Raw genomic sequence first — 11129 nt, 5'->3', positions numbered from 1 at the left:
AACTTCGGTCGTCGATCCGCTGGGGCGTCGAATGAACTGTCAGTCCAGCGGGATCAGTTCGCGCCAGTCCTCCTTCTCCGACCACTCCGGCTGAGCCGTCTTCTCCAGCAGGAAGTCACCCATGGCCAACGTGTCGATGTTGGTACGCATGAAGCACCGGTACGCGTCCTCGGGGGTGGCCACGATGGGCTCGCCCCGTACGTTGAAGGAGGTGTTGACCAGGACCGGGCAGCCGGTCGTCGCGTGGAAGTCCCGCAGGAGCCCGTACAGCCGCGCGTCCTGCTCCGGTGTGACCGTCTGGACCCGGGCCGAGTGGTCCACGTGGGTGACCGCCGGGATGGTGGAGCGGGGGATCTGGAGCCGGTCCAGACCCTGCGCGCCGTCCAGGTCGCCGTCCAGCTCGGCGGTGCGTACGCGCTGCTGTTCGGCGATGGGGGCGACGATCAGCATGTACGGGCTCGGCTGGCTCAACTGGAAGTATTCCTGGGCGTGTTCGGCGAGCACGATGGGCGCGAAGGGGCGGAAGGACTCCCGGAACTTGATCTTCTGGTTCATCACGGACTGCATCGCGGGGTTGCGCGGATCGCCGAGAATGGAGCGTGCGCCGAGGGCTCGCGGCCCGAACTCCATACGGCCCTGGAACCAGCCGACGACCTTGCCCTCCGCCAGTTGCTCGGCCACCCTGCGCGAGAGCTCTTCGGGGCTGAGGCGGGTGTGGGGGATCGCGAGGGCGTCGAGGTACGCCTGGACGTGGTCGTTGTCGAAGCCCGGGCCGAGGCGTGAACCACGCATGGCGTCACGGGAGTTACGGGTCAGGGAGCGGTCCCGGGGGCGTCCGCGCTGGGCGAGCAGGGCCGCGCCGAGCGCACCGCCCGCGTCTCCCGCTGCGGGCTGCACCCACACCTCGTCGAAGATCTCGCGCTCGACGATCTTGCCGTTGGCCACACAGTTCAGGGCCACCCCGCCCGCCATGCACAGTTTGGACTCGCCGGTGAGTTCGCGTGCGGTCCGCGCCAGCTTGACCATGATCTCCTCGGTGACCAGCTGCACCGACGCCGCCAGGTCGAACTCCCGCTGGGTGAGCGGCCCTTCGGGCTCGCGGCGCGGCCCGCCGAAGAGCTCCTCGAACGCCCGGCCCGTCATGACCTGCCCGTAAAGGAACTCGAAGTACCGCGTGTCGAGCCGGAACGAGCCGTCGTTCTTCACATCGACGAGGTTTTCCCGGATCACCCCGGCATGGACGGGCCTGCCGTACGGGGCGAGGCCCATCAGTTTGTACTCGCCGGAGTCCACCTTGAATCCGCAGAAATACGTGAACGCCGAGTACAGCATCCCGAGGGAGTGCGGGAAGGAGAGCTCGGCGACCGGTTCGACCCGGTCGCCCCGGCCGTGCCAGATGGAGGTCGTGGTCCATTCGCCGACCCCGTCCACGCAGAGCACGGCCGCCGACTCGTACGGGCTGGGCAGGAAGGCCGAGGCCGCGTGCGACTCGTGGTGCTCGAAGGACTCGATCTCCGGTACGGGACCGAGGCCCAGCTCCGCGAGTTTGTCCTTGACCGTGCTGATCGTCCGCATCTTCCAGCTCAGCCAGCCCGGCATGACATCGCGGAAGGAGGTGAAAGATCGGGGTGCGGTGCCGAGGTAGGTGGCCATGACCCGGCGGAACTTGCGGGACGGCCGCTCGTAGTAGGCGATCCGGTCGAGGTCGCCGAGGGTGAGCCCGCACTCGTCCAGGCAGTAGCGCAGGGCCAGTTCGGGGAAGGCCGAGTCGTGGCGGCGCCGGCTGAAGCGCTCCTCCTGGGCCGCCGCCGTGATGCCCTGGCCGGTGACCAGGGCTGCGGCGCTGTCGTGGTAGAAGGCCGAGAGGCCAAGAACGGTGGTGGCCGATGCGTTGGTGGCCATGCAGAGGTCAGCTCCTCATATCCGAGAGGTGCGGGTCGTACGGCGTGTGCGGGTTACGCGGAGGGTGGCGTAGAGCTCGGCGGCCTTGCCGCCGGGGGGATTGAGCGAGCGGTAGCCCACCCGTATCCGCTCCCACACCGCGTCCTGTTGGCCGGGGCCGAGTACTCCGGGCAGATCGGCGAGATAGGCGTCGATCGCGTCGGCCGCCCAGGCCGAGTGGCCGGTGGCCACGTTGTCGATCGTGTTGTGCAGATCCACGAACTGCGTGCTGAACCCGTGGTGGCGCAGCGCCACGCGCGCGTCACGATAGCTGCCGCCGACTCCGGAGAGCTCCATGGCGAGGTTGAGACCGAGGATCTCCGGCATGAAGGTCTCGGGGAAGCGGGACACGCTGAGCCAGAAGGCGGGCATGGCGAAGGCTTCGTCGCGGAACCCGGGCCAGTCGCTGAACTCCCGCGAGGCGGTGGGCGGCAGATCGATGCCCATGTCGCGCAGCAGCGCGCGGTAGATGCGCGGATGGTTGAGCTCCAGCTCACCGTTGCCCAGCTCGTCCCAGTACGTACGGAACAGGAAGTGGCCCGAGCGGGACGAGGCGTGCTGGTAGTCCGTGAACCCCTGGAGCCAGCCGCCGTCGATCATGATGAGCGGGGCGAGCTGCAAGGTGGAGTCGATCAGCTCCGCGCGGCTGGGCAGGACCGCCTCGCCCCGCTGGAAGCTGTCGGCGTGCCGGTCGTGCGCGCGGGCCAGCCACTCCCGTAAGCCGTTCTCCGGGTCCCAGCGGGACGGCAGCTGCTCCGGCGCGCGCTCCATGGCGTAGCGGGAACGGGCCAGCCAGCGGGTCGCGTACGCGTGGGCGAAGCCGCGCAGCTCGGCGGAGTCCTCGCGGCCGAGGAGGGCGCGATAAGCGGCGCGTGCGGCGGCGGTGGTCAGAGCACGCGGTGGCGGGAGAGCGGTTGGCCGTGCCGACTCACCTGCCAAGTCGGTTCCCTGGGTGTGCCAGGAGTCCTGGGCGCGGTGCAGATCCTGGTGGGTGGCGGACTCTGTCCCCGGCAGCGGATGCAGGACCGAACCCTCTTCCGGCAGAAGAGCGATCCACCGGTGGAGCGTGGCGATCTCCTCCTCCGTGAAGATGCGGAACATCGGTCCCTTCGGGCCGATCAGCCGCCCGAGCAGCGGACTCGCATCCGGCTTTCCCGGGCGTACGAGACGGCTCTTGGCCAGCGCCGTCAGGAACGGGCGCGGGCCCGCCTCCACATTCGCGAACCACTCGGAGAGCGGGCGGCCGGCGAGTTTGAAGCGGGAGTGGTAGACGGCGGCCTGCCGGGCCCGGGCGTGAATCAGCCGCCAGACCCCGTAGTCGGGGTGCCGGGACAGCGCCGCCTCGCCGTGTAACTGCTCGCTCCACGCGCGTATTTCACGCTGTGCCCAGCGGAAACCACCGAGCAGTCTGCGCGTTGCGGCCTCGCCTGCCGGTCCTTCGAGAGCGTTTTGATCGTCGAGGTATGCGCGCGAGGCGGCGAGCGACAGCTCGCGGCCGTTCGCCGTGGTGCCCGGGCGGGCGCCGCCCATGTCGAGGGCGTCCCCGTCCACGCCCGCACCGAGCGCCGCCAGCGGCGGCAGCAGGCCCACGGTACGCAGACACAGATCGGCCCCGAGGATCTCCGGCAGGAACGCGTCGGGGCGCCGGCTCATCGCGAGCAGCAGGGCGGGCAGCCGGAAGCTGAAGCCCTCGACGTACTCGCTGCTCGCCAGTCGGACGCCCGGCAGCTCCTCCACGATCCCGTGCCCGCGCAGCAGCGCGCGGTACGCGCTGCCACGGTCCGCCAGCGGACGGCCCGCGCCCACATCGGACGCGTACAGGGAGAGCACTCTGAGCACCGGTTCCGTCTCGGAGTTGCCGGGGCTGGCGATCCACTGGAGCCAGGCTCCGGCGGACAGGGCGAGCGGGGCGCAGTTGCGCAGGACACGGCGCACGGTCTCCTGCTGCTCGGGCCCGGCGGGCCCGGGACCGGGCGCGGCCAGCACAGCGCGGAAACGCTCGGCCTCCTGCGCGCTCCAGCGCCCGGCCGCCTCGATCAGGGCGGACAGCTCCTGCCCGTCGTCGTCCACTGTCAGCGTCGTACGTACGTGGCGGAGATCGTCGGTGCCGAGCGACAGCGGGCCCTCGGGGGCCAGGGCGCGCAGATAGAGGCTGCGGTAGCGGGAAGACATGACAGTGGCAGACCTTCCCCTCAGAACATCGGGTAGATGGAACTGTCGTTGCGGCGCTTCTTCTTGCGTCGTTTGAACAGCGCGGCGAGCTTTCGGAGCATGGCTGATCACCTCACTTTCGGGTTCGGTGAGTAAGGGGGTTCGGGCGAGTGGGGGAGGGGCTCAGCGGTCGAGGCCGAACTCGGCCTCGATGAGGCCGGTGACCACGCGGTTTCCCTCATCGGTGAGGTGCGTCTGGTCGAGGAAGAGCCAGCGGTCGCGGTCCGGCGACGTGTTGAGCGCCCGGCTGGCGTCGAGGAACGGGACCCCGCGCTGCTTGCAGGCGGCCTCCACCTGCTCGGCGTATGCGGTGTGGACGGCGGGGTCGAGGATCTGCTTGAAGAGGTTCCACATCCGGGCGCGCTCGGTGTCGTTCTCCTCGATGAGGAGCCGCTCCTCCTGCGTGAAGCGCTTCCCGGACCAGGACGCGGTGGGCTGGAGTACGTAGCGAACGCGGGCACCGGTCGGTGCGGCCAGTTCGAGGAGCCGGTCGAGATCGCGTGCCGTGTTGCGGAGCGCGATGGCGATGCGCTCCTCGGGGTCCGCGAGCTCCGGCTTCTCCTCCTCCAGCGCGCCGCCACGGCCGATGCGGCGGGCGGCCTGGGCGAGCTTTCCCCGGGCCCAGCCGGGCTGTTCGCCCTGGTCCACGTTGGACGCGCCGAGCTGGCGGAAGAACTCGCCGGAGAAGAAGAACTGCCCGTAACCGGAGCCCGCCATCGGCAGTCCCGCGACGACCAGGTTGTTGAGTCCGGAGAACACGACGATGTCCCGGATGTCGGGCAGCAGATCGCGGTGCATCAGGAAGATGAGGACTTCCTGGGCCGAATTGAAGGCAGGGGCCGCGAGATTGAGCCAGGTGGCCGACGCCGGTCCCCGGGAAAGCAGCGAGGAAAGCGTGGTGGCGTCGCTGGTCGCCCCGAAGCCGAATGCCGGGGAGGCGCCGAGCAGGACGCTCACATCGCCCTGGGGGAGCGTTCCCCGGAGCGAGTACGCACCCGATTTCCCGGCCGACATCCGGAAGCCGCCCGCATCGGTGTTCACCACCGGGGAGCGGAAGTCGGGGCGGTTGAAGAACATGACGTACGGCATCCAGCGGATGTCACCCGTGGCGAATTCCTCGTAATGCCTCATGTGCGGAGTCAGCTTCTTCTGCTGTTCCACTGGTTCCCCTTAGAGCCGATGGGAGCCGACGGCGGGACCGAATGCGTCCGGGCATTCGGTCCCGTCAATTCCGTTCGCTCGGCTGCCGACTCTCGGGACCGGGGCTTGAGCACGGCTCGAAAGCCGTCGGAGCAGGGGTGGGTTCTTGCTGCAGCAGGGGGCATTCGGCCTCCAGGCGGAACCAGCCGCCGTCCGCCGAGGTACGCAGGCTGCCGTCGACGGCCTCAAGACGGGCCGCCATGTTGTCGAGCCCGCTGCCCCGGCGCTCGGCGGCGAGGGGCGCGAGCGAGCCGGACGCGCCGTCGTTGGAGACGCTGAGCCGGATGGTGCGGCCGCGCAGCGTGGAGTGGCGTCTGAGCTGGATCCGGCACCGCGTCGCCTGGCTGTGCCGCAGCAGATTGGTGACGGCCTCGCGCAGCACGACGGCCAGGACGCCGCTGACCCGTGGCTCCACCTTGTCGAACTCGCCCTGCACGGTCACCGCGAGCCCGGCGGAGTCGAGGACCCTGGAGGCCAGTTCGATCTCCTTGGACAGCAGCATCCTGCGGTTGCCGTGCACGACGGATCTGATCTCGGCGAGCGTTCTGCGGGTGATCTCCAGCGACTCGGAGAGCTCACGCCGGGCCCGCTCGTCATTGGTCCCGATCAGCCGGTACGAGAGCTCGCTCTTGAGCGTGATCGCGGAGAGGCTGTAACTGAGTACGTCGTGCAGATCCTGGGTGAACCGCACCCGTTCCTTCGACACCGCCACCCACGCCGTCTCCGCGCGCCGCCGATGCAGATCGAAGACCAGGTCCCCAAGTCGGCTCAGCGCGAAGGTGATCAGCCCCACGGCGCAGGTGGCGAGCGCCATGAAGAGAGTGGTGAGGAAATCGCCGTCTTCCGCGAGCGCGATCAGTACAACAGCGCTCGTGATGAGCCCGAAGAGAAACCAGCCAAGGCGGGGACCGAGAATGACGGTCGCGGCGCCGGCCAGGAATCCGCACATGATGCCCGATTGATGGCCGGTCTGAACGGGGGCGAAAGCGATGAACGCCTGCAGCCAAAGAGTCCAGCGCCCGTACCGGGCCCGTAACCGCTGGGTGTACGGACTGCAGTGGAGCATCTGTATCGCATAGCAGCAGACCACCAGCACGACCGAGCTGTACGAATCGAGCGAACTGTCCGACATCTTCAGGAGGTTGGCGGTGCCGATGGCGGCGAAACCCGCGTAGACCGCGGCCATCAGGTAGACGGCATACCGCGGAGCCATCATCGCGGAACGGGGAGGTCGAGCGAGGTACCCGCCAACGGCTCGATGGATTTCTCCCGCGTACCGACCATCTGGGTACCTCGCGCTTCTGGTGGGGGTCAGCAAAAAGACACGCGATCACGACTCCTACCCGGGCCGGTTGAACGCAAAACCGGAGTCAGTGCTACGTGCAAATAGCTGGCCGAAACGCCATGGGTGCGGGCGACGGCCCGAGGCACCCTCGACCACGAGTGGAGGCACCGAGCCTGTCCTACGTGCCGTCTACGTCACAGGGAGGTGCGGGCATGGCTGATCCTGATGAACTCGACGTCAGCGCAAGGGGGTTGCTGCTGTCGGTCTTCGAGAACGCGCGGAGCTCGTTGGTGGGGCGGGCGGGGCAGGGGGGTGGCGCCGACCGGCCATTGGCGGCAGGGTGCGTGTGCCGATGCCGCTCGTCCTCGGCCGAGGCAGTCGCCGGTGACGACCAACTTGCCCAGCAACACGGTCAGTCGTCCGCGACTTGGAGCGCGATCGCGAAGTACTCGCCGTTCGTCCCGGCTGTCAGGCTGTCGAAGGCGGGGGTGATTCCGTTGACGGCGCCGCACTCGACGTTGTGATTGGTCCACCATGTCGCGTCCTGCCCGAGCAGCGCCACGATGCGGGTCGCGGCCTGCACGGCCTTGTCATAGCGCAGCGCGCGAAGCAGCGCTTCCAGGCGTCATCGGTGAAGACGACCTCGGCGAGCAGGGTACGGATCTTCGCCGCCAACTCCGTTATGTCGGGGACCTCCTCAACAAACCGTCCGGACCGGACGAACACGCGCGCGTCGGTGGCGAGGGCCGCCATGCAGGGACCTGGCGCCCGGAGGGCGAAGCACCCTCCAGGCGACCGACCTGATTCCCCTAGAAGAAGCCCAGCTTCTTCGCCGAGTAGCTCACCAGCAGGTTCTTCGTCTGCTGATAGTGATCCAGCATCATCCTGTGGTTCTCCCGCCCGATCCCCGACTGCTTGTAGCCGCCGAAGGCGGCGTGGGCCGGGTAGGCGTGGTAGCAGTTGGTCCAGACTCGGCCTGCTTGGATGGCTCGGCCCGCTCGGTACGCCTGGCTGCCGTCGCGGGTCCAGACGCCGGCGCCGAGGCCGTACAGGGTGTCGTTCGCCGTGCGGATGGCGTCCTCGAAGTCCGTGAAGGACGTCACCGCGACGACCGGGCCGAAGATCTCCTCCTGGAAGATCCGCATGCGGTTGTCGCCCTCGAAGATCGTGGGCTGGACGTAGTAGCCGCCCGCCATCTCCCCGTCGTACTCGATGCGCTGACCACCCGTCAGGATCTTCGCGCCCTCCTGCTGGCCGATGTCCAGATAGGAGCGGATCTTCTGGAGCTGGTCGTTGGAGGCCTGGGCGCCGATCATGGTGTCGGTGTCCAGCGGGTGGCCCGCCACGATGGCCTCGGTGCGGGCGATGCCCGCGTCCAGGAACTCGCCGTAGTGCCCGCGCTGGATCAGGGCGCGGGACGGACACGTACAGACTTCGCCCTGGTTGAGGGCGAACATCGTGAAGCCCTCAAGGGCCTTGTCGCGGAAGTCGTCGTCCGCCGACCAGACGTCGTCGAAGAAGATGTTGGGGGACTTTCCGCCGAGTTCGAGCGTCACCGGGCGGATGTTCTCCGACGCGTACTGCATGATCAGGCGGCCCGTGGTCGTCTCGCCCGTGAAGGCGATCTTCGCCACCCGCGGGCTCGACGCCAGCGGCTTGCCCGCCTCCACGCCGAAGCCGTTGATGATGTTCACGACACCGGGAGGGAGCAAGTCGGCTACCAGGCTCAGCCATACGTGTACCGACGCCGGGGTCTGCTCCGCGGGCTTCAGGACCACCGCGTTGCCCGCCGCCAGGGCCGGGGCCAGCTTCCAAGTGGCCATGAGGATCGGGAAGTTCCACGGGATGATCTGGCCGACGACGCCGAGCGGCTCGTGGAAGTGGTACGCGACGGTGTCCTCGTCGATCTGGCTCAGCGAGCCCTCCTGCGCCCGCAGAGCACCCGCGAAGTAGCGGAAGTGGTCGATCGCGAGCGGGATGTCGGCGGCCAGCGTCTCGCGGACCGGCTTGCCGTTCTCCCAGCTCTCCGCGACCGCCAGCTCCTCCAGATGCGCCTCCATCCGGTCGGCGATCTTGTTGAGGATGTTGGCACGCTCGGTCGGGGCGGTCCGGCCCCACGCGGGCGCCGCCGCGTGGGCCGCGTCCAGGGCGTGTTCGACGTCCTCCGCCGTGCCTCGGGCGATCTCGGTGAAGGGCCGGCCGTTGATCGGGCTCGGGTTCTCGAAGTACTGGCCACCGACCGGCGGTACGTACTCGCCGCCGATGAAGTGGTCGTAGCGGGACTGGTACGTGACGATCGCGCCCTCGGTGCCGGGCGCTGCGTAACGGGTCATCTCCGTGGCCTCCCTCCGGCGCCACCCGCCCTCGGACGGCGCTCGGTGCGGAGGTTAGGCCCCTGGACGTTGCGGCTCCGTTGCGGCCGAGACCCAACGCGCGGATGACCGGCACGCGACCGGATGACCGGCATGCACCCGGACGACCGACTGCGAACGTCAGTTGTCCGTCGTCTCCCGCAGCGCACGCCACGCCGTCCGGTCCTCCGCTCCCCATGGGCTGCGCGCCCACTCGGCGAGCAGACCCGGGTCGGCGCGTTCGATCAGCGCCGTCCGCAACTGTCCGGCCAGCCGGTTCCGCATCCGTACGATCGCGGGCGCCTGTGAGCCGGGGAGCAGCGGGCCCGCGTACGCGTTCATCGCCGCCGCGACCGCGCCCGAGCCGAGGCGGCGCGCCACCGTGTCGAAGTCGGCGTCGACCGGGCGGGCCAGCCGGTAGGGGCGGGAGCGCAACAGGTCGGGGCCCAGGAGGCGGCGCAGCCGGGAGAGCTCGGCGCGGATCGTCACGGGGGTCACCGACTCGTCCTCGTAGAGATCGACCAGGAGCTGATCACCCGTCAGGCCCTCGGGGTGGCAGGCGAGCAGTACCAGGAGCTCACTGTGGCGGCGGCTGAGACGGACCTTGCGGCCTTCGGCCACCAGGAGCGCTTCGTCGCGGCCGAGGGCGTTGAGGCCGAGCGCGGTGCCGGTGGGCGGCGGGGCGAGCAGGGCGAGTTCCGTCTCGGCCGCGCGGGCCACGGCCTGCACGAACGCGAGGCTGTGCGGGTGCGCGAGACCGTCGCCTCCGGTGATGTCCACGGCCCCGAGCAGCCGTCCCGTACGCGGGTCGTGCAGCGGCGCCGCCGCGCATGTCCAGGGGTGCACCGGACGCCGGAAGTGCTCGGCGGAGAAGACCTGCACGGGCCGGTCCTCGGTCAGGGCGGTCCCGGGGGCGTTGGTGCCGACCACGGACTCGGCCCAGCGGGCGCCCGGCACGAAGTTCATACGGTCCGCCTTGCGCCGGGTCCCGGGGTGTCCGTCGACCCAGAGCAGCCGGCCCTGTGCGTCGCAGACGGCGACCAGATGCTGGCCGTCCTGGGCGTACGCGCCCATCAGTTCCCTGATCACCGGCATCGCCCGGGCGAGAGGGTGTCCGTCGCGGTATGAGGCCAGCTCGTCCTCGCCCAGCTCCACGCGCGCGGTCCCGTCCGGGCACACCCGGGCCCGTGCCGAGCGCCGCCAGGACGCCGCCACCAGCGGCCGTACGGGCCGGACCACCCGTCCCGCCGAGGTGAACGCGTCATGGGCGCGGCGCAGCGCGCCCGTGCGTTCGGCGGGGTCGGCCCCGGCTTCCAGGGCGACCCAGGACTCGTACCGCGACTCGTACCGCGTATCGGTCAACTGGGCCTCCAGAAGGGCGGGGTGCGCTGCGACCGGTCCATCGTCGACCCGCGTCGAACACCCGGCAAGGCACCTCGCACGCGCCTGGCCGATTGCCGCCGCCCGTGCCCCGGGGCGGCCGGGCTCGCTGGAGCACCGGCCGCCCGGGGGTTACCGTGCTACTCCGTTTCGAGATCGCGCACGAACTCCAGAGTCCACGTCTCCTGGAAGTCAGGCTTCGGCGGGGCGAGTTCGATCTGCGCACCCCGGTGCCCGGCACGCCAGGCGAGCCCCTTGTCCGAGAGGATCTTGACGCCGCCGATGACCCGTTCGAACGTGAACTTGGCCAACTCGGTGCGCGCCACCGCGTTGACCCAGAGCTTGTCCTCCGGGATCACGATTCCCGCGCTCTCGTGCTCGGCGAGGCGTATCACGTAAGGCGCTCCCGGCATGGGCTCGACAGGCTCGATGACCCACTCCTGCTCGATGGGGAGAGGGTTGAGCCGGTCGACGATCACGGGAGCGCCATGGTTGACGGCGTGCTCGGTGGCCGTCACCAGGGAGGTGGAGCCGATGATGTGTGCGTGGATCTTGTAGATACCAGGTCGTACCGGGATGGGAGGCATGCGCAGAACTTCCTCTCTCGCGGTTCGCTTTCACTGGCGCGTGGTCAGTGCCGCCAGTGCACGCCCCACCTCACCTCATGTGCCACCGCACCAACAGGGCGCGATACCGCCAAGTCGGTACGGCTCGGACTGATCGGTCATAGGTGCGATTCTTGACGTCGGGGGAGGTCCCCG

The 11129-nt window shown here is 69.3% G+C and carries 8 protein-coding genes; all 8 read right to left on the bottom strand.

All coding sequences use genetic code 11. The features are described 5' to 3' along the window. Positions 1 to 39: 39 nt before the first annotated feature. A complete protein-coding gene (locus ACT1U9_RS01195; RefSeq protein ID WP_444536481.1) occupies positions 40 to 1902 on the bottom strand; it encodes a carbamoyltransferase family protein in 1863 nt (620 codons plus the stop codon). A 15-nt stretch (positions 1903 to 1917) separates the two neighbouring features. Beyond that, positions 1918 to 4113: an iron-containing redox enzyme family protein gene (locus ACT1U9_RS01190; protein WP_444536480.1), complete on the bottom strand. Its 2196-nt coding sequence runs from the start codon at positions 4111 to 4113 to the stop codon at positions 1918 to 1920. A 162-nt stretch (positions 4114 to 4275) separates the two neighbouring features. Then, on the bottom strand, positions 4276 to 5313 hold the full coding sequence (locus tag ACT1U9_RS01185) for an IopA (RefSeq protein ID WP_444536479.1): 1038 nt from the start codon (positions 5311 to 5313) through the stop codon (positions 4276 to 4278). A gap of 64 nt (positions 5314 to 5377) precedes the next feature. Next, positions 5378 to 6568, bottom strand: coding sequence for a sensor histidine kinase (locus ACT1U9_RS01180; protein ID WP_444536478.1), 1191 nt, complete (start codon positions 6566 to 6568; stop codon positions 5378 to 5380). 481 nt (positions 6569 to 7049) lie between these two features. Continuing rightward, a complete protein-coding gene (locus ACT1U9_RS01175) occupies positions 7050 to 7220 on the bottom strand; it encodes a hypothetical protein (protein ID WP_444536477.1) in 171 nt (56 codons plus the stop codon). A 226-nt stretch (positions 7221 to 7446) separates the two neighbouring features. Beyond that, complete coding sequence (gene exaC / locus ACT1U9_RS01170; protein ID WP_444536476.1) at positions 7447 to 8970, bottom strand: acetaldehyde dehydrogenase ExaC; 1524 nt, start codon at positions 8968 to 8970, stop codon at positions 7447 to 7449. A gap of 159 nt (positions 8971 to 9129) precedes the next feature. After that, positions 9130 to 10350 carry a GAF domain-containing protein gene (locus ACT1U9_RS01165; protein ID WP_444536475.1) on the bottom strand — a complete coding sequence of 407 codons (1221 nt, stop codon included), beginning with the start codon at positions 10348 to 10350 and terminating at the stop codon, positions 9130 to 9132. 158 nt (positions 10351 to 10508) lie between these two features. After that, the gene (locus ACT1U9_RS01160; protein ID WP_444536474.1) at positions 10509 to 10955 is read right to left on the bottom strand and encodes a hypothetical protein; all 447 of its coding nucleotides are present in this window, start codon (positions 10953 to 10955) and stop codon (positions 10509 to 10511) included. Positions 10956 to 11129 lie beyond the last annotated feature (174 nt).

Origin of the sequence: Streptomyces sp. BR1 (assembly GCF_052373795.1) — a bacterium.
GTDB lineage: Bacteria > Actinomycetota > Actinomycetes > Streptomycetales > Streptomycetaceae > Streptomyces.
The sequence above is the reverse complement of the archived record's forward strand: the minus strand, read 5'-3'. Positions and strand labels throughout refer to the sequence as shown.